This is a genomic window from Lysobacterales bacterium, from assembly GCA_016721845.1.
Taxonomy (GTDB): domain Bacteria; phylum Pseudomonadota; class Gammaproteobacteria; order Xanthomonadales; family Ahniellaceae; genus JADKHK01.
On record JADKHK010000013.1, the window covers coordinates 1,985,444 to 2,010,525 of the forward strand.

Here is a 25,082-nt window from a genome sequence, read left to right on the forward strand (position 1 = left end):
TTCAGGTTCGATCAGCACCATCGCCGACCGACTCGGGGAAGCGACTTCAGCGCGTGACGGGAATTCTGCGATGCAAGGGACCATCGCCCCGGTCGATCCAGGCCCGGAATCCAATCGACGCCAACCGCGGCAACGACACGAAAGAAGAGACCCCGCCGCAGCGGGGTCCCTTCGACCTGAGCTCAGTCAGCCGCACGCGGCGGCGGCGGTGTTTCAAAGCCGTCGGCGAACAAGCCCACCGGCAGCACCGTGACCGTGAATGACTGATTGGCCGACAAGGGCTCGGCATCGCTCGCCGTGACCGTAATCGGATACGTGCCCGGGACTGACGCACCGATCGGCGGCGTGCCCGAAATCACGCCGGTACCGGGGTTGATTGTCAGCCATGCCGGCAGACCGGACGCGCTGTAAGTCAGGCTGGCGCTGTCGACGTCGTTGAATGCCGATGCAGTCGTGATTGACAGTAGCAACGTCTCCGGACCCGACACGTTCGCAACGCTGCCAACTGCAGTCGGCGCATCATTCACGCAGGTCACCGTCACGCTCACCGTTGCACTGCTGCCACCGGTGATCGTGTAGGTGAACGAATCGGGGCCGCAGTAGTTCGCGTTCGGCGTGTAGGTCGCGTTCGCGCCGGCGGGACCGACGGCGGTGGTGCCGTTGGTCGCTGCACCCACGGCGGTCACGAGCTTGGTGCCGCCGTCGACATCGGTGTCATTGGTCAACACCGTGATCGACTTGGCGCCGCTGTCTTCATTCACCGTTGCGCTATCGGCCACGGCCGCTGGCGCGTCGTCGACGCAAGTGACAGTCACGGTCACGGTCGCCGTTGATCCACCAGTGATCGTGTACGTGAACGAATCCGGGCCGCAGTAGTTCGCGTTCGGCGTGTAGGTCGCGTTTGCGCCGGCGGGGCCGACGGCGGTGGTGCCGTTCGTCGCTGCACCCACGGCAGTGACCAGCTTGGTGCCGCCGTCGATATCGGTGTCGTTGGTCAGCACGGCAATCGTGTTGGCGCCGCTGTCTTCGTTCACCGTTCCGCTGTCGGCCACAGCGACCGGGGCGTCGTCGACGCAAGTGACAGTCACGGTCACGGTCGCCGTTGATCCACCAGTGATCGTGTACGTGAACGAGTCCGGGCCGCAGTAGTTCGCGTTCGGCGTGTAGGTCGCGTTCGCGCCGGCGGGTCCGACGGCGGTGGTGCCGTTCGCCGCTGCACCCACGGCGGTGACGAGCTTGGTGCCGCCGTCGATATCGGTGTCATTCGCCAACACCGTGATCGTGTTGGCGCCACTGTCTTCATTCACGGTCGAACTGTCGGCCACCGCCACTGGATTGTCGTCGACGCAGGTCACGGTGACGCTGACGGTCGCACTGCTGCCACCGGTGATCGTGTACGTGAACGAATCCGGGCCGCAGTAGTTCGCGTTCGGGGTGTAGGTCGCGTTCGCGCCGGCCGGACCGACGGCGGTGGTGCCGTTCGCCGCTGCACCCACGGCGGTGACAAGCTTGGTACCACCGTCGATGTCGGTGTCATTCGCCAACACCGTGATCGTGTTGGCGCCACTGTCTTCATTCACGGTCGAACTGTCGGCCACAGCGACCGGGGCGTCGTCGACGCAGGTCACGGTGACGGTCACCGTCGCACTGCTGCCACCGGTGATCGTGTAAGTGAACGAATCCGGGCCGCAGTAGTTCGCGTTCGGGGCGTAGGTCGCGTTCGCGCCAGCGGGTCCGACGGCCGTCGTGCCGTTTGTCGCTGCACCCACGGCGGTGACGAGCTTGGTGCCGCCGTCGATATCGGTGTCGTTGGTCAGCACGGCAATCGTGTTGGCGCCGCTGTCTTCGTTCACCGTTGCGCTGTCGGCCACAGCGACCGGGGCGTCGTCGACGCAGGTCACGGTGACGGTCACCGTCGCACTGCTGCCACCGGTGATCGTGTAAGTGAACGAATCCGGGCCGCAGTAGTTCGCGTTCGGGGCGTAGGTCGCGTTCGCGCCAGCGGGTCCGACGGCCGTCGTGCCATTGGTGGCCGTGCCGACGGAGGTGACGAGTTTGGTGCCGCCGTCGACATCGGTGTCGTTGGTCAGCACGGCAATCGTGTTGGCGCCGCTGTCTTCGTTCACCGTTGCGCTGTCGGCCACGGCCATTGGCGCGTCATCGACGCAGGTCACGGTGACGGTCACCGTCGCACTGCTGCCACCGGTGATCGTGTAGGTGAACGAGTCCGGACCGCAGTAGTTCGCGCTCGGTGTGTAGGTCGCGTTCGCGCCAGCCGGCCCGACGGCCGTCGTGCCATTCGTCGCTGCACCCACGGCGGTGACGAGCTTGGTGCCGCCGTCGATATCGGTGTCGTTGGTCAACACCGTGATCGAATTGGCGCCGCTGTCTTCGTTCACCGTTGCGCTGTCGGCCACGGCCACTGGCGCGTCGTCGACGCAGGTCACGGTGACGGTCACCGTCGCGCTGCTGCCACCGGTGATCGTGTAAGTGAAGCTGTCCGGGCCGCAGTAGTTCGCGTTCGGGGTGTAGGTCGCGTTCGCGCCGCCAGGACCGACCGCCGTGGAGCCATTGGTTGCCAAACCCACGGCGGTCACGACAAACGCGGTCCCGTCCGGGTCCGGCGTATCGTTGCTCAACACCGAGACTGCGTTGGCGCCGCTATCTTCGTTCACGGTCGGGCTGTCGTTGACAGCGGTTGCCGGTCCGTCGTCGACGCAAGTCACGGTGACACTGACCGTGGCCGAAGATCCACCAGTGATCGTGTACGTGAACGAGTCCGGGCCGCAGTAGTTCGCGTTCGGGGTGTAGGTCGCGTTCGCGCCGGCCGGACCGACAGCGGTGGTGCCGTTCGTCGCTGCACCCACGGCGGTGACGAGCTTGGTGCCGCCGTCGATATCGGTGTCGTTGGTCAACACCGTGATCGAATTGGCGCCGCTGTCTTCATTCACCGTTGCGCTGTCGGCCACGGCCACTGGCGCGTCGTCGACGCAGGTCACGGTGACGGTCACCGTCGCACTGCTGCCACCGGTGATCGTGTACGTGAACGAATCGGGGCCGCAGTAGTTCGCGTTCGGTGTATAGGTCGCGTTCGCGCCGGCCGGACCGACGGCGGTGGTGCCGTTCGTCGCTGCACCGACGGCGGTGACGAGCTTGGTACCACCGTCGATGTCGGTGTCATTCGCCAACACCGTGATCGTGTTGGCGCCACTGTCTTCATTCACGGTCGAACTGTCGGCCACGGCCACTGGCGCGTCGTCGACGCAGGTCACGGTGACGGTCACCGTCGCATTGCTGCCACCGGTGATCGTGTAAGTGAAGCTGTCCGGGCCGCAGTAGTTCGCGTTCGGCGTGTAGGTCGCGTTCGCGCCGGCCGGACCGACCGCCGTCGCGCCATTGCTGGCCGTGCCGACGGCCGTGACCAGCTTGGTGCCGCCATCGACATCGGTATCGTTGGTCAGCACGGCAATCGTGTTGGCGCCGCTGTCTTCGTTCACCGTCGCACTGTCGTTCACTGCAACCGGCGGATCATCGACCGCTGCCACGGTCACCGTGAAGCTCGTCTCGGTGAATAGACCGCCGCCATCAGTCACACGCAACGTGATGGTCGTCACGCCACTTTGATTGGCGGCAGGTGTGATCGTCACGGTACGGTTCGCACCACTGCCGCCGAAGCTGATGTTCGCCACGTTGTTGGGGACCAGCGTCGTATTGCTCGATGTTCCGGAGAGACTCAAACTCGCCACGGCGGTTTCTGCGTCACCGACGGTGACCGCGAGTGCGCCGGTATTGGCATCCTCGTTGATGTTCTGGTTCGACGGTCCGGTGATGGTCGGCGCCGTGTTCGGCGTGCTCGTCAGCGTCGTCGCAAACACACCACGCCCATGCGTGAACGCATAGAGTTTCCAATTGCTGGCATCGACCTGATGCAGATCGAGATGCTCGGTGAACACGTTGGCGAAACCGGTATTCTCGCGGGCCCAATTGGCGCCACCGTCCAGGGTCACGAAGACACCGAGGTCGGTTCCCACCCAGAGCGTGCTGGCGGAACGCGGATCGACGAGCACCGAATGGGCCGGGATGTCCGGCAAGGCATTGACGCCGACGCCATCGATGGCCGACCAGGTCGCGCCGCCGTCGGTGGTCTTCCAGACGTGCGAGCCGGTGAAAGTGGCATAGGTCGCGTAAGCGATCAGCGAATTGGCCGGATCGAACGCGAACGACGATACATACCCCGTTCGCGGCTGCACACCCGACCACACCGTCGTGCCGACGGTGGTGGTGGCTGAACTGCTGCGATAGATGAAGCCGCAATCGGTGCCCGACAATGCACGATCGGAATTTCCTGGCGCAATGGCATGCGCCGAGAAGATCTGCCCGGCACAGGCGGCATTCACCGACGCACTCGCGGCGGTCCAGGAGTCGCCACTGTTGGCGGTGCGCCACAGCCGCTGGCCGCCAGTCCACAGACGCGTGGCCGTATTCGGGTCCATCACGAAGGGATTGATGAACTGGAAACTGTCGGTAATGCCGGTGATCTTGTTCGCCCAGGTCGCACCGCCATCATCCGATCGCTGGATGCTGATGTCGTAGTTCTCGGCAAACAACTGGTTGGTGTTCGACGGATTGACGGCCACGTAGCCGCCATCGCCACCGAGGATTTCGGTCCAGCCGTTCAAGCCGGCAGCGTCGGTGCCGCGATTGGTGCCATTGTCCTGGGTGCCGCCGAAGTAGGTCGTGCCATTCGGATAAATGTCACCGTGATAGAACTGGGTAATGCCGAGGCTCAGATTCTGGTTGTTCCAGGTCGCCGAGCGCAGGTCGCCGTAGACGCTGGGATTGAATGCCGTCTTTGACTGCGCGCGCACCGCGGTGTGCGCGTCCGAGGCCTGCTGGATTCCACCGTCATTGCCGATGAAGAAGCGCGTCTCGGTGGTGCCGTTGTAGCCGGGATGGAATATGTATTTGTGATGGTCGGCGTGGGCGTAGTACTGCTCGTCCGCCACGGGATCCAGCCACCAATACGACAAGCCGCCCCAGGTCGCACCGCCATCGTCCGAGCGGAACAAGTCGATACCGCCGGCGAAGATCTGGTCGCGATTGGTTGGATGAACCGCCAGCGTATTGTCATACCAGCCCTGTCCGTAGATCGAACCATTGATGGCCGACACCGGATTGGAAAAGATCAGGTTGCCCCACTGGTAACCAGGTGGGTTGAAATTGGCCGAGAAGTCGTTGGTGAAGCGCGTAGTCCAGGTCGCGCCGCCATCGATCGAGCGGAACACCTTGTAGACGCCATCTTCGAAACTGCCGCAAGCCACCGCACCCGACGAACTGCAGGCGAACACGGCATACGCATAAGTGTTGTCGGATGGCGCATAGGACACCGAGGCCCGCGCTTGACCCGCAGCAGCCGCGATCACCGCCGCGAATGTGCCGCCACCGCGCGCATTGGTATTGCGGTACAGGGCCGACGTGGGCTTCGCGAACGACGCCGAGTAGAAACTGCCACAGGCAGCCAGCACGGTATCGGCCGGCCCGGAACCCGGTCGCGCAGAGAGATCGAAACAGCCGCCCACATGCCCTTGGGTCTCGGTAAATGCCGTCCAGCTGGTGCCGGAATCGGTCGACACGAACACGCCGATCCGCGTCGCGGCATACAGCGTGTTGGCGTCGTTCGGGCTCTGGATCAGATCGTTGACGCGCTGGAAGTTCGTCACGTTGGTCGACGCCAACTGGTTCCACGTTGCGCCACCGTCTGTGGACAAAAAGATGCCGGCGCCGCGCTGGGCATCGACGTTGAACATGCCTTCACCGGTACCGGCCCAGATGCGATTCCCGTTGGTTCGATCGACGACGATCTGGGAGACCGCGAGATTCGCCATCAGGTCGCCGATCGGCGCCCAGGAATTGCCGCCATCGGTGGACTTGAAGACACCGCCCGCCACGCCGCCGACGTACATCGTGTTCGGCGTCACCGGGTCGAACGCGATCGCACGGGTACGTCCGCCGATATTGCCCGGTCCCTTTTCTGTCCACGTCACTGCCGTCGGTGCACGGCCGGCCGGAAAGATTTCACGCGCAGCACCATCAGCGACCGGCATTCGATTGGCGTGGCTGCGCGCATCGACGTAGCGCTGGTAAGGCAAGCTGCGCTCGCCTTGAGGCAAGCGCTTCTTCAGCGCGAATTCTTCGGCCAAGTCGGGCTGGTCGTAGCGCTTGTGCTCCTCGCCTTCCTCCCGCAGCTTCTCGTCCACTGCTGCACGGGAGATTCGGGTTTCCGGCGTCACGCTTCGGACTGACCGGACCGCTCCCTCGGTGGAGTCGGACCAAGCCGGAGAACCGACGACACACATCAGAGCAGCAAGCACAAGGCGCTTCATATCAATCCCCCGTCACGATGGTCGGGATGCTAGCTCGTCGAGTTTCCGGGCATCGGCCAGATCGGTCGGAAATTGGTCAACAATCTTGCAGCATCAAGGCGTCTGCACCTGCCACACCAGCGTCGCCATTCGACCCGTGCGCTGGTCGCGGCGATGCGAATAAAACTGCTGCGGCGCAACATGCGTGCACAGAGCGCAATCGGCGATGCGAACGAGACCCAGTTTCATCAAACGCAGGCGCGCGAGCATCGCGAGATCGCACAGAAAGTGGCCGGGGCGTGCACTCGGCTTGAAGGCTGCGAAGGCGAGCCTGTCCGCGACCACGAACCGCTCCCGGACTTCCGGACCGACCTCGAACGCCGCTTGGCGAATGCCGGGGCCGATCCACGCGTGAATGCGCGACGGGTCGTGCCGCATCGCGGCAACAGTCGCTTCCAGCACCCCGTCCGCAAGCCCGCGCCAGCCGGCGTGCGCAGCGCCGATCGACGACGCATCGTCGGCCGCGAACACGACTGGCAGGCAATCCGCAGTGAGAATCGCCAGGACCCGTCCGGGCTCGCGCGTGACCGCGGCGTCGGCTTCAGGAACCTCGCCAGGCGCGACGACGTCAGCGTCTGCGACCTGTGTGCCATGCACTTGACGCAACCACAATGGCTCGGCGGGCAACGCGAACGTCTGCCACAATGCGGCGCGGTTCGCGACGACCGCCGCCGGATCGTCACCGACGTGATCGCCGAGATTGAACACATCGAACGGCGGCTGCGACTCACCCGGCCCTCGGCGCGTCGTCGTGAACGCCTGCACGCGCGCAGGGGCCTGCCAATGCGCGCGAATGACGGTGTCGATCACGCCGATTCAGGCGGCGAAGCGCGACGCAGGAACGCGATCAGTTCTTCCATGTCCTCCGGCATCACGGCGCTGAACGCGACCGGCTTCTTCGTGCGCGGATGCTCGAATGCGAGTTCGGCCGCATGCAGGGCCTGACGCTTGAAATTTCGCATGCACTCGACCAGCGCCGGCGGCGCCGCCTTGGGCAGCTTGAGGCCAGGGCCGTACAACGGATCACCGACGATGCCATGGCGAATGTGGTTCAAGTGCACGCGGATCTGGTGGGTGCGCCCGGTTTCGAGCTGGCAGCTGAGCAAGGTATGGGCGCGAAAGCGTTCAAGCACGCGGTAATGCGTGATCGCATCGCGGCCACCTTCGACGACCGCCATGCGGATGCGGTCGCGCGGATCACGGTCGATCGGCGCGTCGATCCGGCCTCCGGCAATCAAGGTGCCATTGACCAGGGCGACATAGCGCCGATTGACCTCGCGCTCGGACAGCTGCGCGACCAGGGCGGCGTGTGCCTCCATCGTCTTCGCCACGACCATCGCACCGGACGTGTCCTTGTCGAGGCGGTGCACGATTCCCGCTCGCGGCAAGTCGCGCAGGTTGAGGTCATGATGCAACAGCGCATTGACCAGCGTGCCGCGCGCATTGCCGGCGCCCGGATGCACGACCAGGCCCGGCGGCTTGTTGAGGACGAGGACATCGCGGTCCTCGAACAGGATGTCGAGCTCGATCGCTTCGGGTTCGTCGCTGATCTGGATGTCACGCTCGGCGTTCACGACTACGGCATCGCCGGCGTGCACGCTGTCCTTGGGTCGCACCGCGGCACCATTGAGTGTCGCGCGGCCGTCCTTGATCCAGCCGGACAGGCGCGAACGCGAAAACTGCGGCAGGGACTCGGCCAAGGCCTGGTCGAAGCGTTTTCCGGCCTGTTCCGGGCCGATGCGGAAGTCAAAGCGCTCGGTGGCAGGCGCGTCGATCTCGGTGTCGATCATGTCGTTCATGTGGTTTCCGGGCGCGGGGGCGACTGAACCCCGCGCGAATCGTGATGGGTGGCCCGATCCCGGCACGCGGCGGGGATGGGCTATGATGCGCGTCTCATTCTAGGACGGTTTTGTCCCCGTGCGCCTACAGATCCCTGTCCGACTGCTGTTCATCGCCCTGATCCCCCTGATCGCTGCCTGCAGCGGTCGCGTCCGCATCGAAGCCGCGGAAACGCTGCCGGTCGATGCCATGTACACCGAAGCCAAGACTGCGCTGGACGAAGGCGAAATCAAGCGCGCCGTGAAGTTCTACGAGCGTCTGGTCGCCCGTTTTCCTTACGGCCGCTATCACGAACAAGCCCAGATCGAACTGGCCTATGCCCTGTATCGCGACAGCAAGCCGGATGAAGCCCTGTCTGCGATCAACCGCTTCATCAAGATCTACCCGACACATCCGCGCATCGACTACGCCTACTACTTGCGCGGGCTGGTGAACTTCAACCGCCGGGTCGGCCTGCTTGAAAAGTACTTCTCGGACGACATCACCCGTCGCGACCTGCAGTACGTGCGCCAGAGCTTCCAGGATTTCGGCGAACTGGTGAACAAGTATCCGGACAGCAGCTATGCACCGGACGCACGCCAACGCATGGTCTACCTGCGCAATGGCCTGGCCAACGCGGAACTGATGGTCGCGAGTTACTACTTCCGCCGTGGCGCTTATGTCGCCGCCGCCGGCCGGGCCAAGTTCCTGCTCGAGACCTATCAGGAATCGCCGTCGACCGGCGATGCGCTCGCGATCATGGCCGAAAGCTATCGTCGCATCGGTCGCACCCAGCTCGGTGACGAGACCGAACAGGTGCTCAAGCTGAACTACCCGGAGCACCCGTATCTGGCGGGCAACTGGCCGGCCAAGCGCAGCAAGTGGAAGCAGCTGAACCCGTTCAGTGGCTGATCAACGCCAGCCGGACGTGATCGGATAACGCCGGTCGCGTCCGAAGGCCCGCTGGGTGATGCGCGGGCCCGGCGCCGACTGGCGGCGCTTGTATTCGTTGCGCAACACCATGCGCACGACCCGTTCGACGATCGCGGCATCGAAGCCTTCGGCGATGATTTCGGCGCGCGAGCGGTCCTGTTCGATATAGCGCTTCAGGATCTCGTCGAGCAACTCGTACGGCGGCAGTGAATCCTGATCCTTCTGGTTGTCGCGCAATTCGGCCGACGGCGGACGCGTGATCACGACCTCGGGAATCGCCGGCGCAATCGCGTTGCGATGGCGGCACAGGTCCCAGACTTCGGTCTTGTAGACGTCCTTGAGTGGCGCATAACCGCCGCACATGTCGCCGTACAGCGTTGCGTAGCCACAGGCCATCTCGCTCTTGTTGCCGGTGCTCAAGACCATCGCGCCGAACTTGTTCGACAACGCCATCAGGATCATGCCGCGGATGCGCGCCTGCAGGTTCTCCTCGGTCACGTCCGCTGCGCGCCCGGCAAACAGCGGCTGCAAGGTGCCGACCATCGCGTTGAAGGCGTCCTCGATCGGTGCGACGTGATAGTTCACGCCGAGCAGCTTCGCTTGCGCGGCCGCTTCGTCGAGTGACAGCTGCGAGGTATAGCGCGTCGGCATCATCACCGCGGTGACTTGCTCGGGGCCCAGCGCATCGACCGCCAATGCCAAGGTCAGTGCCGAATCGACGCCACCCGACAAGCCGAGCAATACGCCGGGAAAGCGGTTCTTGCGCACGTAATCGCGCGTGCCGCGCACCAGCGCGTTGTAGACGCGCGCGTCGTCGCTGGTCTCGCAGGCCGGCCAGTTCACCGGCACAAACCGGCGCGCCTCGATGTCGTAATCGAGCGGGAGAAGATGATCCTCGAACGCCGGCGCCGGTGCCGACATCTGGCCATCGCGATCGACCACGAAGGCGCCGCCATCGAACACCAGATCGTCCTGACCTGCCACCAGGTTCACATAGGCGATCGGCACGTCGTGTTCGCGTGCGCGCCAGCTCACCACGGTGTGGCGATCGATACGATTGCGCGGATTGAACGGCGAAGCATTGATCACGATGAACGCGTCAGCGCCGGCCTGCAGCGCACGTTGCGCCGGTTGCGGGTCCCAGATGTCTTCGCAGATCAGCGGCGCGAAACGCACGCCGTCGAGCTCGACGGTCGCGGCCTGATCACCCGCCGCGAAGTAGCGCTTCTCGTCGAACACGGTGTAGTTCGGCAGCGCCTGCTTGCGATAGCGGACCAGCACGTCGCCGTCGCGGATCCAGCTGAGCGCGTTGTAGCGGCGGTCACCTTCCTGTACCGGATGGCCGACGATCAGGTCGATGCCGCGCACGCGTTCGGCGATCTTTGCGAGGTACTCGTCGCAGGTCCTGATGAAGCTCGGACGCAGGATCAGGTCTTCGGCGAGGTAGCCGGACAACGTCAGCTCGGGAAAAACGATCAGGCGTGCACCGAGGGCGTCGCGCGCTTGCTCGGCGAGCGCGACGATGCGGTCCGCATTCTCGGAAATGGCCGCGACCGGAAAATCGAATTGCGCGAGCGCGATGCGGATCGTGGCCATGGGATCAATGAATATGCAATGTAGGAGCGAGCCCCGGCTCGCGACAGTAGCCTGCGTCGCGAGCCGGGGCTCGCTCCTACAACGGCATTATTTCCGGGCCTTCAGCGCCGCCTCGATGGCGCGACCGAGGTCTGCCGGCGACTTCACCGTAGTCACGCCCGCCTTCTCCAATGCCGCGAACTTGGCCGCCGCCGTGCCCTTGCCGCCGGAAATGATCGCGCCGGCGTGGCCCATGCGCTTGCCCGCAGGTGCGGACGCCCCGGCGATGAACGCGACGACGGGTTTGCGCACGTATTCCTCGATGAACTCGGCCGCTTCTTCCTCGGCCGAACCGCCGATTTCACCGACCATGATGATGCCTTCGGTCTGCGGATCGTCCTGGAACATGCTCAGGCAGTCGATGAAATTGAGGCCGTTGATCGGATCACCGCCGATGCCGATGCAGGTGCTCTGGCCGAGGCCGGCATTGGTGGTCTGAAACACCGCTTCATAGGTCAGCGTGCCCGAACGCGAGACGATGCCGATCTTGCCAGGCTTGTGGATGTGGCCCGGCATGATGCCGATCTTGCACTCGCCCGGCGTGATGATGCCGGGACAGTTCGGCCCGATCAGAACGGTGTCCGGATAGTGCGCGAGTGCATTCTTGACCCGCAGCATGTCGAGCACCGGAATACCTTCGGTGATCGCGACGATGACGCGAATACCGGCATCGGCGGCTTCGAGGATGGCGTCGGCCGCGAACGGCGGCGGCACGAAGATCATCGACGCATCGGCGCCGGTGTCATCGACCGCTTCGGCGACGGTGTCGAACACCGGCAGGCCGACATGCTGCGAACCGCCCTTGCCCGGCGTGACGCCACCAACCAGCCGGGTGCCGTAATCCAGTGCCTGTTCCGAATGGAAGGTGCCCTGGCTGCCCGTGAAGCCCTGGCAAATGACCTTGGTGTCCTTGTTGACGAGTACGCTCATGGTCGCTGCTCCTTAAGCCTTGACTGCCGCGACCGCTTTCTGCGCCGCATCGTTGAGATCCGTCGCCGGAATGATCTTGAAGGCGGAGCCGGCCAGCAGTTCGCGGCCCTTCTCGACATTGGTGCCTTCGAGGCGCACGACCACCGGGATGGTCACGCCGACCTCCTTGACTGCGGCGATGATGCCTTCGGCAATCATGTCGCAGCGGACGATGCCACCGAAGATGTTGACGAGGATCGCCTTGACCTTGTCGGAACTCAGGATCAGCTTGAACGCTTCGGTCACGCGTTCCTTGGTCGCGCCGCCGCCGACGTCGAGGAAGTTCGCCGGCTCACCGCCCGCGAGCTTGATCACGTCCATCGTCGCCATCGCCAGGCCGGCACCGTTGACCATGCAGCCGATGTTGCCGTCCATCTGCACGTAATTCAGGTGATGATTCACTGCTTCCGCTTCGGCCGGGTCTTCCTGGTGGATGTCGCGCATCGCCGCCAGCTTGGGATGGCGGAACTCGGCGTTGTCGTCCGAATTCAGCTTGCCGTCCAGCGCCATCAGGTCGCCCGAGGCGACGATCGCCAGGGGATTCAGTTCGATCAGGGCCATGTCCTTTTCCATGAACAGCTTGTAGACGCCGGTCATGATCTTGGTGAGTTGGCCGACCTGCTTCATGCTCAGGCCCATCGCGAAGCCGACCTTGCGGCACTGGTAGGGCTGCAGGCCCTGCACGTAGTCGACGATGACCGTATGGATCGCTTCCGGATTGTCCTTCGCGACCTGTTCAATATCGACACCACCCGAGGCCGAGACGATGAAGGATACGGCCTTGGTCGCGCGGTCGACGAGGCAACTCAGGTACAACTCCTGGTCGATGTCGTTGGCTTCCGAGATCAGCACGGTGTCGACCGGCAGCCCACGGCCCGCAGACTGATAGGTGACCATCTTGCTGCCGAGCATCTTGCCGGCGGCTTCCTTGACGCCATCGATGTCACGGACCAGCTTCACGCCGCCGGCCTTGCCGCGGCCACCGGCATGGATCTGCGCCTTCACCACCCACTGCTCGCCACCAATGGCACGCGCCGCTTCCGCGGCCTGGTCGATCGTCGTGGCAATACGTCCGGCGGGAACCGGGATGGCGTAATCGGCGAACAAAGCTTTCGCTTGGTACTCGTGGAAGTTCATGAGTCACCTGATGGGAGGGAACGATGAGCCGGTCCGCAGCAAGGCAAACCGGAAAATGGGCGCGTATTGTGCCAAACCCGGCCGGCAAACGCGAAAGGTGACTAGGCGACGGCGGCGAGCATCGAGATCAACGAAGGTCAGCAATCACGCGAACCGCGAAGTCCTTGGCAAACTCAGCAGACTGCCCGGAGCGGATCAGGCCATCTTGCAACCGTTTCGAGAGTCGAGCCTTCTGGAAGAAGTTCAGCTTCTCTTGACGACCGAAATCGACGGCACGGCGGTGCAGCGCGGTCAGTCCCATTTCGAGTCGATCCTTGTGCTTTGCAGCCTTCTTTGGCTTGCTGCCTTTCGGTTCCGGCCCCGAGATCATGGGCGACACATCCCGCAGCAAAACGACTACAAACTGATCCACGAAGTCAACGGAAAACCAACGTCCAAGCATCACCCTACTTCCGATCTACCGGCATTGCGGCAAGTTGTGCGATCGTAGTCCCACTAAGATGGAATTGTCGCGCTCAGACAGCAATCGATCGTCAACCTAGTGGCAATCAGCAACCGGAATAGAGTCGATGGGCTTCTTGAAACGCATCTTGAGTACCTTCCGTTCAACTCCGAGCTCGTTTCCCACCAATCAGCGCTCAGTAGCGGCGCTGCAGCTGATTGACGAGGGGCAAGTTGAGGAAAAGGCAGGGCGACTCGACGAAGCGGCGCGTTGTTACAGGGAGGCAATTGCAAAAGATCCGGGTTTGGCCAAGGCGTACATGAATCTCGGAAATGTTCATCGTGCGCGATCCAACCACGAGAGCGCACTCTTGCTCTATGCGAAAGCGGTCGACCTTGACCCAAAATCAGCAGACGCGCACTACAACCTCGGCAACGCCCATTGGGACTTGCGCCAGAACGAACAGGCGGTATCCGCGTATCGAATGGCAACGACCATCTCTGCTGATCATGTTGCAGCATGGATCAGTTTGGGTCATGCGCTTGCTTCTGTCGGGCTGCATACCGAAGCTGTTGAGGCCGGTCGGAACGCAGTCGCAGCAGCTCCAAATAATGCCGAGGCACACTTCGTGCTAAGCCTGGGCCTGAAGAACTCGGGACAACTGGACGAATATCTTAATGAAATTCGTCAAACCATTGCGATACAACCAGATCATTTTCCAGCAATCTCAGACCTCGCGACCTTCCAGACAGATGCCCTTGACCTCGAAGGCGCGCAAGCAACCTACAGAAGCGCGCTTCGCACAACGCCACACGAGTGTCATCTTCAAGCGTCGCTGATATTCCTCATGAGTCATGATCCCTCGATCGGTCCAGATCAATTGTTCAACGCTCATCTTGAATTTGGCTCAATTGCTGAGCGCCACGCGTCTGGCCGAAAAAAGACGCACAATAACTCCCGTGATCCCAACCGACCGCTCCGCGTAGGATTCGTCTCAGCCGACCTGCGCAACCACGCGGTGTCACATTTCGTCGAACCGCTATTCCGATGTTTGTCAGCCAATCGAACATTTCTTATGTTCGCGTATCACAATCACTATCTTGAGGACGAAACCAGCAAATCGATGAAGGAGTACTTTTACGCATGGCGATCGATTTCTCAATTATCGGATGACCAAGCTGCGGACCTAATCATGGGCGACGAGATCGACATCTTGATCGACCTGTCCGGGCACACCTACAGGAACCGGCTTGAACTATTTGCTCTTAGGGCTGCGCCGATCCAAGCGAGTTGGATTGGCTATCCAGGAACCACCGGCCTTAAGTCAATGGATTACTACTTCGCCGACAAGTACTTCCTGCCCGAGGATCCATTCAGCAAATATTTCGTAGAGAAGTTCATTTACCTGCCAACAACTGCTCCTTACCTTCCATATCCAAATGCTCCTGAAATCTCGCCTCTTCCTGCGCTCAGTTCTGGCTCGGTCACATTTGCAAGTATGAATAGACACCCGAAGATCAACCGGCGCGTAGTCTCGCTTTGGGCACGGCTACTACACAAGGTTCCGAATTCGCGCATTATAATTGGGGCAATGAACGAGCAGAAACAAGCCGACAAGCTTGCTAAATGGCTAATAGAAGAAGGCATCCGGTCGGACCAATTCTCATTCAAGTTCCGAATCGATCCATTCAACTACTTGCTGTTGCATCGAGAGTTTGACATGTGTGTGGACACGTTCCCCTACGCTGGAGGAACCACGATACGTCACGCTTTGTGGATGGGCGTGCCGACCCTGACGATCGCCGGGACGACACCCGCAAGTCGCCAAGGATCCTCGATTCTGGAGGCCGCCGGCCTTGGCGGTTTCGTAGCGAGGTCCGACGACGAATTCGTCGCAATTGGTTCGAACTGGGCAAGTCGCCTAGAAGAACTCGCTCAGATCCGTAGTTCGCTACGTCATCGACTCGAAGCATCGCCACTGCGAAAACCGGAACTGATCGCGCAGGCGTTCGAGCAGGCGACGCGCATCATGTGGCAGCGATGGTGTCGGCGCGACAACGTTGAGAACATCGATATCACCCAACCTACACAATGCCCGAATCAGCCATGAGCCTCCTGCAGCGAATCACCGAAGCTCTTCGACTCAAGCCGCGAGCAAGCGCCAACGACCCTCAGTCAGTTGCGGCACTCGATCTGATCGAGAAAGGGCAAGCGGCCGAAAAGTCCGGGAGCTTTGACAAGGCGCGCGACATATATGTGCGAGCAGTCGAACTCGCGCCAAGACTTGCGAAAGCGCACATGAACTTGGGTAACGCATACGTTGCTCTCTTCGATATTGAACGGGCGATGGAGTGTTACCGCACTGCCGTCGCGCTGGAGCCTAAATCCGCTCCCGCTCACTACAATCTTGGAAATGGCTACTGGTACAAGAACGAGTTTGAGCCGGCCCTGCACTCTTACCTGGCTGCGACTGATTTGGATCGAAGTTTCGTGATGCCTTGGGTTGCTATCGCAAATATGTGCGCCAACGTCGGTCGTACTGAGGAAGCGATTGATGCATGTCGGCACGCTATCGCCATTGACGAAAATCACGCTGAGGCATATTTCGTTCTAGCCTTGATTTATAAATCGCTGGATAACGTGGAAGATGAAAAACTCAACCTGAAGCGAACCTTGGAACTAGATCCAAGTCATTTTTCAGCACATCTATGTCTTGCCATCAATGCAGATGAAGCTCTTGATTTTGAGGAAGGCATCCGAATCGGCGAGATTCTTTCCGAGAAATTTCCTTCATCTGTTATCGCCCAGACGCAATACGTTCATCGACTGAGCTGGAGCCCCGCAACCGGAGCAGCAGAACTATTTCGTCGCCTTCGAATAGCAGGCGGACGTATCGAGAAGGCCGAGGTGGAGCGAAGAATTGCGCATGCTCCAAGCGGCGATGCGACGAAGGTATTGCGCATTGGATTTGTTTCAGCAGATTTTTTTGGCCATGCTGTATATTATTTTATCGAGCCAATATTAGAAAAACTTTCTGAGCACAAAAGTATTATTTTATTTGGATACTACAACAATACCATTATATCGCCGGAGACTGATCGAATCCGCGGACATTTTCACTACTGGAGAGATGTCAAACTATTGCCGGACGACGTGTTCGCCAATGGAATTTTGGCGGACAAGATTGATATCTTGATCGATCTCTCAGGATTTACTGATGGGAATAGATTGAGCATTTTCGCTAGAAAGTTGGCGCCGGTCCAGGCAAGCTGGATTGGATATCCAGGGACGACCGGGATGAACGCAATGGATTACTATATTGCCGACCCCCGCTTCCTGCCGAGAAAGGACTTCGCCGATCAATTCGTCGAAAAACTGGTATACCTGCCCTCCACCGCCCCATATCGGCCGATCGCTACGGCCCCAGCAATAAATCGCCTTCCAGCATTGGATTCATCTAGGTTTACATTCGGAAGCTTCAACCGCGCAAACAAGATTCATTTTCGAGTTGTTGCGCTATGGGCGCGCGTCCTGCATGCGGTTCCAGGTGCCAGAAGGATTTTGGCAGCGATGTCAAATCAAGGCCAGATTGACACTCTGAAGCGCTGGTTCTCAGATGAGCGCATTGATGACAGCAGGCTGGTTTTCGAACGACGCAGCTCGATCGATTCATATCTACGACGACATCACGAAGTCGACCTCTGTCTTGATACTTTTCCTTACAGTGGCGGAACGACAATCCGACATGCAATTTGGATGGGCGTACCGACCGTCACAATGGCTGGCTCGACCCCAGCAAGTCGACAAGCGTCATCCATCATGGAACTCATGGACCTTGGTGGATTTGTTGCATCGTCGGAAGAAGAATTCGTTGCAGTTGCGAAAAGCTGGGCATGCCGCCTTGATGAACTTGCAGGTATCCGTGCTGACATGCGTGATCGATTTTCCGGGTCTCCACTCGGAAAGCCGGAACTTGTTGCGTCGACTTTCGTCAAAGCGACACGCATCATGTGGCAACGGTGGTGCGCCGGTGAGCCGCCAGAATTCATCGATGTCTCAGAACCGGACGAGTGACGCCAGAAGTTGGGCGTCGCTGCTCGGAATCATCGTTTCCTAACCGCCGGCACACCTGCCATCAGCGCATCCGGTTCGACGGACTTCGTCACGCAAGCACCAGCTGCAATGACCGCACCATCGCCAATCACAATTGGCGCCTTCGCGCTGCCATTGATGATATTTGCACCAGTACCAATGAATACATCGCGGCCAATCTGGACATGACCTGACACATGCACACCAGGCGACAGCGTGGAAAAATCGCCGATACAGACGTCGTGACTGATTGTGCAGCCGACGTTGACATGAACGTGTTCGCCAATCACGACGTTTGTGGTGAGGATGCTACCCGCGCAGATCACGCTGCCGGCGGCAATCTCCACGAAGCGCGATACTTCTGCACGAGGGTGCACGAGAATTGTCGGCAAAAGGCCGGCCTGCAAGCACCCAAGTGATGCCCTCCGCCTAAGCGCACTATCGCCGACTGCCACAACAAATCGTTCGCTTTCTGTGGCGTCGACGCAGCTAAGCAAGCGCACACTTCGACCATTTACGGCTGGGCAAAGGTAAACTGGATTGTCGACGAGAAACTCGACTTCGACTGCCTCACCCCAACATTGTTCGACAAGCCAGGCAATTTCGCGCCCATGTCCACCCGCACCAAACACGAACAGGTGCTTGAAGCTTGGCTGCAGGGCGCAATATGGATTGCCAGCCATGGTCGCTTTCAATGAACGTGACGAATAACGTTTGCAATCATTTCCGGCGCAGCATCGGAAATGGCGGTACCCGTCGGCAAGACAATCACACGCTCCGCCACCTCGCTTGTATGCGGAAGCAATACGCCTGCATTCGGGAACAGCTCTCGATAGGGCTTCATTCCATGACATCCAGGCCAAAAATACTTGCGCGCCAGAATATTTTCCGCGTGCAATGCAGCCAGGATGGCGTCGCGTCGCCGCGCACCACCCTCAGTCAGCTCTAACACGACATACTGAAAATTGTTCCGCTGGCTCAACTCGTACTCGAGCAGTCGCAACCCATCGATCCCGTTCAGCGCAACACAGTATGCCTCGTGATTTCGACGGTTGGCATCGACTACGGTATCGATGTAATCAAGATTTGTGAGACCCATCGCCGCACATACTTCGACCATCTTGCCATTAGTGCCCGGATGGATGACGTTGTCGAACCCCGCGAATCCGAAATTCCGCATCAGGCGCAGTGTTTCCGCAAGGTCATCTTCATTGGTGACGACCGCGCCGCCCTCCAGCGTATTGAAGAACTTTGTCGCGTGGAAACTGAGCACTTCCGCTCGCCCGAAATTGCCAATCATTCGCCCGCCATGTGAACAACCGAATGCGTGTGCCGCGTCGAACATCAATTGCAGACCGTGCTCATCCGCGATGGTCTGCAGGGCCTCAACAGGAGCTGGCCGCCCCCATAGATGCACACCGATGATCCCGGTGGTTCGCGAAGTAATCATCCTACGGACGGCCGAGGGATCCAAGTTATGCGTCGCCGGATCGATGTCGGCGAATACGGGTGTAATGCCCTGCCAGTGCAAAGCGTGCGCGGTTGCGACGAACGTATACGAGGGAATGATCACTTCACCCGTCATACCCAGCGCGCGAATGGCGATTTCCAGCGCAATGGTGCCGTTGCACATGGCAATGCAGTGCTTTGCGCCCAAGTAGTCCGCGACTCGCTTTTCAAATTCCTGAACCAACGGGCCATTGTTGCTGAGCCAGCGACGATCGAACATCTCTGCGGCGAGACGCAGAAAGTGTTCACGATTTCCAATATTGGGTCGGCCCACATGAAGCGGCTCCGCAAACATCGGAACGGCGCCGTTAATCGCGAGATCGGCAGCCGAGTTCACGGCCTTCTGGGGTGCAGGGTGCATGTTGAAATACCGGCATCGTGTATGCAAGTAGGTTAGCGGGTGTCAATCGACTTGTGCTAATAACTCGAGAAGCCCAAGAGCACGCCGCCTTGTTCGACCGCACTCTTTCCCGTTATAGCGACCGCAGTCTGGTGCAGCGAGAGACCTATTTCTTCTCGCTGTATCGGATCCTCCAGGCCAACCTGCTGGCTGGGTTGCTGTTCACGCCATTCGGCAGCCGATTGGTCTTGGTCAACGAGCCGCAATTCGCGCGTGCGGTCTCAATTGGATACTTGTTGGCGGCAATCGTGCTCCTTTACTGGGGCAGCATCAGCGACCACACGCGGCGCATGCCGGTCTACATCGGCATTGCGGTCGACATTCTCGCAACACTTCTGACGTTGTATGCGACGTCGAATCTCGATGCCGGCATCGCGACCCTGATCCTGATCAATATTGCCAGCGCCGCGACCCTGGTGCCCTATCGCTCGGCCTTTGCGTTCGCCCTGATCGCGGGTATCGGCGGATTTGTCGAACGGATGCTGAGTGTGTTCTCCACGGGAGAAAGCGAGCGCAGCATCGGTGAAGTGCTGCTGTTCGGCCTCGCGTATGTCGCGGCCGCCGGCCTGAGTCAGTTGTTGCGTACCGAAGTCACGCAACGCCAGAAGTTGATGGATCGGCAGGAGTCCGACCTCGCAAGCTTGTCGCAATTGAATGAACTGATCATCCGGCGCATGCGTTCCGGCGTGATCGTGGTCGATGACCGGAACCAGATCCAGCGCATCAACGAATCCGCCTGGCACCTGCTTGGCCAGCCCTCGCCGACGCGCAAGGATCTCAACGGGATCAACCCGACCCTTTCGATGCGCGTGAACGAATGGCGTGCGGGTCATGCCGCAAATCTTCAGCCGCTGTGCCTGGCCGAAGGTCAGCCGGAAGTGATTCCGCGCTTCGTCGCGGTGCCGCAGTCGGATGCCCACCTGTGCATCGCGTTCCTCGAAGACACATCGCTGATGACGCGCCAAGCGGAGCAACTGACCTTGAGCTCGCTCGGACGACTCTCGGCCAGCATCGCCCATGAAGTGCGCAATCCACTGGCGGCGATTTCCCACGCATCGCAGTTGCTGGCGGAGTCCGAGGAGTTTCCAGCCTCCGACCGGCGGCTGCTGGAGATCATCCGTGGCCAGTGCCTGCGCATGAATGCGATCGTCGAGAACATTCTGCAGTTGTCGAGACGCCAGCACTCGAAGCAGGAACTGGTGATGTTGCCGCGCTGGGCCGAGGCCTTCGTCGATGAATTCCGCACGGTACAGCCGCTGGGGCAGGACGAACTCAAGCTGACAATACAGGCGACCGGGGTCTCGGTGATGTTCGATCCCGACCAGTTGCAGCAGGTCGCGTGGAATCTCGTCAAGAACGCGTTGCGCTACGGACGCATGCCGAACGAACCGGCACGTGTCGCCGTGGTCGTGCGCCGCCTGCCTGATACCCAGCAGACGGTGCTCGAGGTGACCGACCGCGGCCCGGGCATTCCGGCCAAGCAGGTCGCGCACATCTTCGAGCCATTCTTTACCACCAGCGAAATGGGCACCGGTCTCGGTCTCTACATCGCCCGCCAGTTATGCGAGACCAATCAGGCCACACTGGATTACTATTCGCTGGCCGGTGGCGGCAGTTGTTTTCGTATCAGCTTTCACGGCCAACCTGGCGCCGCCATCGCCTGACCGACATGGAATGACGCCACGATGAGTCGACAGACCGCCCTCGTCATCGACGACGAACCGGACATTCGCGAACTGCTGGTCATGACGCTCACACGCATGGGCCTTGCAGTGGATACGGCCGCGACCCAGGCGGAAGCGTTGTCACGGCTCGGCGAGCACGAATACGACCTCTGCTTCACCGATATGCGCCTGCCCGACGGCAACGGCCAGGAGATCGTCGCGCACGTCGCCAAGCACCGACCGCAGACACCCATCGCGATGATCACCGCCTTCGGCAATGTCGATGCGGCCGTCAACGCGCTCAAGGCTGGGGCCTTCGATTTCGTCTCCAAACCGGTCGACCTCGCGGTCCTGCGCCGACTCGTGCAGACCGCGCTCAAGTTGGGCGAGGAGCGTAAGGCCGAGACCCAGGGCTCGAACGACAAACTGATCGGCCAATCCGCCGTGATGCAATCGGTTCGGGCGACCATCGCCAAAGTCGCGCGCAGCCAGGCGCCGGTCTACATCCGCGGTGAATCGGGCACCGGCAAGGAACTGGTCGCGCGCATGATCCACGATCTCGGCCCGCGCGCGGCCGGTCCCTTCGTGCCAGTGAACTGCGGCGCCATTCCTTCCGAACTGATGGAATCCGAGTTCTTCGGCCACAAGAAAGGCAGTTTCACCGGTGCCGGCGCCGACAAGGAAGGCCTGTTCCAAGCCGCGGCGGGCGGCACCCTGTTCCTCGACGAAGTCGCCGACCTGCCCATGCACATGCAGGTCAAGCTGCTGCGCGTGATCCAGGAAAAAGCGCTGCGCGCAGTCGGCTCGACCGCCGAAATCCCGATTGACGTGCGTGTGCTCAGCGCCACCCATCGCGATTTGTCCAAACTGGTCGAACAAGGGCAGTTCCGGCAGGACCTGTTCTATCGGATCAACGTGATCGAGGTGAAAGTGCCGCCGCTGCGCGAGCGCATTGAAGACATCCCGATGCTGGCCGAACGCTATCTCGACCGAATTGCGCCGGAATGGGGCATCGAGCGCCCGCAACTCACGGACGCCGCGCTCAAGGCACTCTCGGTCTACGGTTTTCCCGGCAACGTGCGTGAACTCGAGAACATCCTCGAACGCGCGGTCGCCATGTGCGACAACGGTCGCATCGAAGTCGACGACTTGCGCCTGCCGGAATCCAGCGTCGGCGAGCCCGCGTCCGCGTTGAAAACGGGTTCGGCGACCTCAACTGGCGCGAATGCGACGGACGCAGGTGGCAGCGCCAACCTGATTGACTACATCGACAATCTCGAACGCGACGCCATCGTCAAGGCGCTGGAGGAATGTCGTTACAACAAGACCAAGGCCGCAGGGAAGCTGGGCATCACCTTCCGGGCCTTGAGGTACAAACTGAAGAAGTTGGGGGTTGAATGATGCGAATTCGCGATTTGAACCGTTGGCAGGCATTCGCCGGACACCTGAGTTTCAGCTTGTTGCTGGGAATGGTTGTGTTCGCGTTGTTCCGTTTCCTCTGGTACCCCGGCGCGCTGTTTACTCTGGCCGGCGCCGGCAAACTGATGCTGCTGGTGGTCGGAATCGATGTCATTCTGGGTCTATTGTTGACCTTGATCGTCTTCAACCCCGGAAAGAAGTCCTTGATTTGGGATCTAGCGGTCATTCTGGTGGTGCAGGTATCCGCGCTCGGATACGGCGTATGGGTGATGGCACAATCGCGGCCGGTGTTCCTGGTTGGCGCTACCGACCGGTTTGAACTAGTTACGGCCAATCAGATTCGCGCAGAAGATCTGGCGTCAGCATCCAAGCCCGAATGGCAACGGTTGTCATGGGCCGGACCGGTAGTCGTTGGAGCACGTCCACCTTCGGATCCGGATGAACGGATGAGCATGGTCTTGGGCGCCATGGAAGGCGGACCCGACTTGACCCAGCTACCTAGGTATTATGTGCCGTTGCCTGAGGTCATGGAGAAGTTGTTGAAGGAATCGAAGCCTCTGGCGCATTTCGAGTCGATCGCGCCGCGTGAAGTCGCAGATCTGCGCGCATGGCTGCAAAAGCGCAACTTTGACGAGTCGAACGTGGCTATTTTGCCGCTCAAGGCACGAAAGGGGATGGGCGCGCTGATGATTGACCGCCCATCTGCAACACCGTTGCGAACCGCCACGTTTGACGGTTACGGCAAGGTATCCAAGGACGCCGTAGAGTCGAAACAGACCGGTGCGGACGGAGAATCGCCAACGCTGTCACATTCCGGCCGGGAGGGGTTGCCCATTGGCACAGCCTATGCTTCCATCCCATGGCACGCTTGCCGTGCTGGCCCGAGGGCCAGGGATCAAGGCCAACTGCCAGTCCCGCGAGCGTGAAAGTTGTTAGCTAACCAACTGAATAGGGGTTCCCCATGAAGAAGACTCAACAAGGCTTTACTCTCATCGAGCTGATGATCGTTGTCGCCATCATCGGCATTCTGGCCGCAATTGCGCTCCCGGCTTATCAGGACTACACGATTCGCTCGCGCGTCTCGGAAATTATCTTGGCAGCCAGCTCGACTCGCACCTGCGTTACTGAAGCGTCGCAGTTGGCAGGGCAAGCAACCGGCGGTACCTGCTCTGCTCCTGCGGTTGTGGGCAAGATCTCCGCAGCCACTTTGGCGCCTGCGACGGGTGTCGTCTCAATCTCCTGCGCTGCCGATGCAGTGACCTCGTGCGGCGCTGCCGTGACGGTCACGCTGACCCCGACCTGGGCCACGAGCACTGTGACGTGGGCCTGCACGGGAGCCCCGGCTCGCTACGTGCCGCAGTCCTGCGGCTGATCTTCGGATCAATTTCAACGCCTTCACAAGCGTTGTCGGAAAAGCCCCGCTTTGGCGGGGCTTTTTTTTGGATGAAGTTCAAGAACTTTGGCACAGTAAGTGCTTGAAGCACCAATGTGCCTCACCCGATAGGTTGCGGCCACGATATGCATCGCCCAACCACATAAATTTGACGGGCACCAACGATTGGACCCGACTGCTGCTGAGGTCTCCGATGAATCATGCCGAACGCGGGTTTACTTTGATTGAACTAATGATCGTCGTTGCCATTATCGGAATCTTGGCCGCGATTGCCTTGCCTGCCTATCAGGACTATACGATCCGATCGCGTGTAACCGAGATCATCATCGCTGCGGCCGGTGCAAGAACCTGTGTCACTGAAATTTCTCAAATGTCGAATGCTGCAGTGGGCGGCACGTGCCAAGCACCAGACGTAGAGGGCAAGGTGTCAGCCTCGTCAATTGACTCAGCCAACGGTGAAATCACGGTTTCGTGCTCGGCAGATGCGACTACCTCCTGCGGTGCAGATGTGACCATCACTTTGGCGCCGACGTATGCATTAGGGTCGGTGACCTGGGCTTGCTCGGGGACCCCGGCTCGTTACGTGCCCCAGTCCTGCGGATAATCGTTTGACTACCCGTCTATTCTTTGCACGTTGGCCGGCGAATTTGGAAGCATTGTAAATATCTTATTCTTCGCTGATTCTTTGATAGCCCAATGGATCGTGGCGTGCTTATATTTTGGTCGCGTATTTGCTTTTCTAATTGGGCGACAGGCATCCCAAGTGAACAGCCAACTCCGCGAATGTGAAGTTGCTAGAAGTCCAACTGAATAGGGGTTCCCCATGAAGAAGACTCAACAAGGCTTTACTCTCATCGAGCTGATGATTGTCGTCGCCATCATCGGCATTCTCGCCGCGATCGCGCTGCCGGCCTATCAGGACTACACCATTCGTTCCCGTGTGTCGGAAATTATCCTGGCAGCCAGCTCGACTCGCACCTGTGTCACCGAAGCGTCGCAGCTTGCAGGTTCCGCAACTGGCGGCACCTGCTCTGCTCCGGCAGTCGTCGGCAAGATCTCGGCAGCCACTTTGGATGCAGCGACGGGTGAAGTCACGATTTCTTGTGCTGCCGATGCAGTGACCTCGTGCGGTGCCGCCGTTTCAGTGACGCTGACGCCGACCTGGGCTACGAGCACCGTAACTTGGGCCTGCACGGGAGCCCCGGCCCGCTATGTACCTCAGTCCTGCGGCTGATCGTTGAAGAGACAC

General features: G+C 60.4%; 18 protein-coding genes. 9 read left to right on the forward strand and 9 right to left on the reverse strand.

The window, feature by feature from the left end; genetic code table 11:
* Positions 1 to 182: 182 nt before the first annotated feature.
* The 3 genes from IPP28_16455 to rluD form a co-directional block, all read right to left on the reverse strand.
* A complete protein-coding gene (locus IPP28_16455) occupies positions 183 to 6,257 on the reverse strand; it encodes a tandem-95 repeat protein (GenBank protein MBL0042589.1) in 6,075 nt (2,024 codons plus the stop codon).
* Between the two features lie 219 nt (positions 6,258 to 6,476).
* The gene (gene pgeF / locus IPP28_16460; protein ID MBL0042590.1) at positions 6,477 to 7,232 is read right to left on the reverse strand and encodes a peptidoglycan editing factor PgeF; all 756 of its coding nucleotides are present in this window, start codon (positions 7,230 to 7,232) and stop codon (positions 6,477 to 6,479) included.
* A complete protein-coding gene (rluD, locus tag IPP28_16465) occupies positions 7,229 to 8,221 on the reverse strand; it encodes a 23S rRNA pseudouridine(1911/1915/1917) synthase RluD (protein MBL0042591.1) in 993 nt (330 codons plus the stop codon). The genes pgeF and rluD overlap by 4 nt, the downstream gene beginning before the upstream one ends.
* A 118-nt stretch (positions 8,222 to 8,339) precedes the next feature.
* Between rluD and IPP28_16470 the strand changes: the two genes are divergently transcribed.
* Positions 8,340 to 9,152 (forward strand): outer membrane protein assembly factor BamD, encoded by an 813-nt coding sequence (locus IPP28_16470; protein MBL0042592.1) that lies wholly within the window; start codon positions 8,340 to 8,342, stop codon positions 9,150 to 9,152.
* Here IPP28_16470 and IPP28_16475 read toward each other — a convergent pair whose 3' ends face one another.
* From IPP28_16475 to IPP28_16490, 4 genes are all read right to left on the reverse strand, one after another.
* Positions 9,153 to 10,769 carry an NAD+ synthase gene (locus IPP28_16475; protein MBL0042593.1) on the reverse strand — a complete coding sequence of 539 codons (1,617 nt, stop codon included), beginning with the start codon at positions 10,767 to 10,769 and terminating at the stop codon, positions 9,153 to 9,155.
* An 87-nt stretch (positions 10,770 to 10,856) separates the two neighbouring features.
* Positions 10,857 to 11,738: a succinate--CoA ligase subunit alpha gene (gene sucD, locus IPP28_16480; GenBank protein ID MBL0042594.1), complete on the reverse strand. Its 882-nt coding sequence runs from the start codon at positions 11,736 to 11,738 to the stop codon at positions 10,857 to 10,859.
* A 12-nt stretch (positions 11,739 to 11,750) separates the two neighbouring features.
* Positions 11,751 to 12,914 (reverse strand): ADP-forming succinate--CoA ligase subunit beta, encoded by a 1,164-nt coding sequence (sucC, locus tag IPP28_16485; GenBank protein MBL0042595.1) that lies wholly within the window; start codon positions 12,912 to 12,914, stop codon positions 11,751 to 11,753.
* 127 nt (positions 12,915 to 13,041) lie between these two features.
* Positions 13,042 to 13,356, reverse strand: a complete 315-nt coding sequence (locus IPP28_16490; protein MBL0042596.1) for a hypothetical protein — start codon at positions 13,354 to 13,356, stop codon at positions 13,042 to 13,044.
* Between the two features lie 127 nt (positions 13,357 to 13,483).
* Here IPP28_16490 and IPP28_16495 point away from each other — a divergent pair, with 127 nt between their 5' ends.
* Together IPP28_16495 and IPP28_16500 are read left to right on the forward strand one after the other, a co-directional pair.
* On the forward strand, positions 13,484 to 15,466 hold the full coding sequence (locus IPP28_16495; protein ID MBL0042597.1) for a tetratricopeptide repeat protein: 1,983 nt from the start codon (positions 13,484 to 13,486) through the stop codon (positions 15,464 to 15,466).
* Positions 15,463 to 17,430, forward strand: a complete 1,968-nt coding sequence (locus IPP28_16500) for a tetratricopeptide repeat protein (protein ID MBL0042598.1) — start codon at positions 15,463 to 15,465, stop codon at positions 17,428 to 17,430. The genes IPP28_16495 and IPP28_16500 overlap by 4 nt, the downstream gene beginning before the upstream one ends.
* Before the next feature lie 29 nt (positions 17,431 to 17,459).
* Here IPP28_16500 and IPP28_16505 read toward each other — a convergent pair whose 3' ends face one another.
* Together IPP28_16505 and IPP28_16510 are read right to left on the reverse strand one after the other, a co-directional pair.
* Entirely contained in the window at positions 17,460 to 18,131 is a 672-nt protein-coding gene (locus IPP28_16505) for an acetyltransferase (protein MBL0042599.1), read from the reverse strand.
* 8 nt (positions 18,132 to 18,139) lie between these two features.
* Positions 18,140 to 19,318: an aminotransferase class I/II-fold pyridoxal phosphate-dependent enzyme gene (locus IPP28_16510; GenBank protein MBL0042600.1), complete on the reverse strand. Its 1,179-nt coding sequence runs from the start codon at positions 19,316 to 19,318 to the stop codon at positions 18,140 to 18,142.
* 89 nt (positions 19,319 to 19,407) lie between these two features.
* On the opposite strand from IPP28_16510, the gene IPP28_16515 reads away from it, so the two are divergent.
* The 6 genes from IPP28_16515 to IPP28_16540 all read left to right on the forward strand — a co-directional run bounded on the left by IPP28_16515 (position 19,408) and on the right by IPP28_16540 (position 25,067).
* Positions 19,408 to 21,021: a two-component sensor histidine kinase gene (locus IPP28_16515; GenBank protein ID MBL0042601.1), complete on the forward strand. Its 1,614-nt coding sequence runs from the start codon at positions 19,408 to 19,410 to the stop codon at positions 21,019 to 21,021.
* 21 nt (positions 21,022 to 21,042) lie between these two features.
* The gene (locus IPP28_16520; protein ID MBL0042602.1) at positions 21,043 to 22,422 is read left to right on the forward strand and encodes a sigma-54-dependent Fis family transcriptional regulator; all 1,380 of its coding nucleotides are present in this window, start codon (positions 21,043 to 21,045) and stop codon (positions 22,420 to 22,422) included.
* Positions 22,419 to 23,366, forward strand: a complete 948-nt coding sequence (locus tag IPP28_16525) for a hypothetical protein (GenBank protein ID MBL0042603.1) — start codon at positions 22,419 to 22,421, stop codon at positions 23,364 to 23,366. Before IPP28_16520 ends, IPP28_16525 begins: the two co-directional genes overlap by 4 nt.
* Positions 23,367 to 23,401: 35 nt before the next feature.
* Positions 23,402 to 23,812, forward strand: a complete 411-nt coding sequence (locus IPP28_16530) for a pilin (protein ID MBL0042604.1) — start codon at positions 23,402 to 23,404, stop codon at positions 23,810 to 23,812.
* A gap of 214 nt (positions 23,813 to 24,026) precedes the next feature.
* Entirely contained in the window at positions 24,027 to 24,437 is a 411-nt protein-coding gene (locus IPP28_16535) for a pilin (protein ID MBL0042605.1), read from the forward strand.
* Positions 24,438 to 24,656: 219 nt separating this feature from the next.
* Complete coding sequence (locus IPP28_16540) at positions 24,657 to 25,067, forward strand: pilin (GenBank protein MBL0042606.1); 411 nt, start codon at positions 24,657 to 24,659, stop codon at positions 25,065 to 25,067.
* The last annotated feature ends 15 nt before the right edge of the window (positions 25,068 to 25,082 follow it).

Bases quoted from the DNA above. Each gene is read 5' to 3' on its own strand.
- rluD (MBL0042591.1), bottom strand. From the start codon at position 8,221: ATGAACGACATGATCGACACCGAGATCGACGCGCCTGCCACCGAGCGC.
- IPP28_16475 (MBL0042593.1), bottom strand. From the start codon at position 10,769: ATGGCCACGATCCGCATCGCGCTCGCGCAATTCGATTTTCCGGTCGCG.
- sucD (MBL0042594.1), bottom strand. From the start codon at position 11,738: ATGAGCGTACTCGTCAACAAGGACACCAAGGTCATTTGCCAGGGCTTC.
- sucC (MBL0042595.1), bottom strand. From the start codon at position 12,914: ATGAACTTCCACGAGTACCAAGCGAAAGCTTTGTTCGCCGATTACGCC.
- IPP28_16490 (MBL0042596.1), bottom strand. From the start codon at position 13,356: ATGCTTGGACGTTGGTTTTCCGTTGACTTCGTGGATCAGTTTGTAGTC.
- IPP28_16495 (MBL0042597.1), top strand. From the start codon at position 13,484: ATGGGCTTCTTGAAACGCATCTTGAGTACCTTCCGTTCAACTCCGAGC.
- IPP28_16500 (MBL0042598.1), top strand. From the start codon at position 15,463: ATGAGCCTCCTGCAGCGAATCACCGAAGCTCTTCGACTCAAGCCGCGA.
- IPP28_16505 (MBL0042599.1), bottom strand. From the start codon at position 18,131: ATGGCTGGCAATCCATATTGCGCCCTGCAGCCAAGCTTCAAGCACCTG.
- IPP28_16510 (MBL0042600.1), bottom strand. From the start codon at position 19,318: ATGCACCCTGCACCCCAGAAGGCCGTGAACTCGGCTGCCGATCTCGCG.
- IPP28_16520 (MBL0042602.1), top strand. From the start codon at position 21,043: ATGAGTCGACAGACCGCCCTCGTCATCGACGACGAACCGGACATTCGC.
- IPP28_16525 (MBL0042603.1), top strand. From the start codon at position 22,419: ATGATGCGAATTCGCGATTTGAACCGTTGGCAGGCATTCGCCGGACAC.
- IPP28_16530 (MBL0042604.1), top strand. From the start codon at position 23,402: ATGAAGAAGACTCAACAAGGCTTTACTCTCATCGAGCTGATGATCGTT.
- IPP28_16535 (MBL0042605.1), top strand. From the start codon at position 24,027: ATGAATCATGCCGAACGCGGGTTTACTTTGATTGAACTAATGATCGTC.
- IPP28_16540 (MBL0042606.1), top strand. From the start codon at position 24,657: ATGAAGAAGACTCAACAAGGCTTTACTCTCATCGAGCTGATGATTGTC.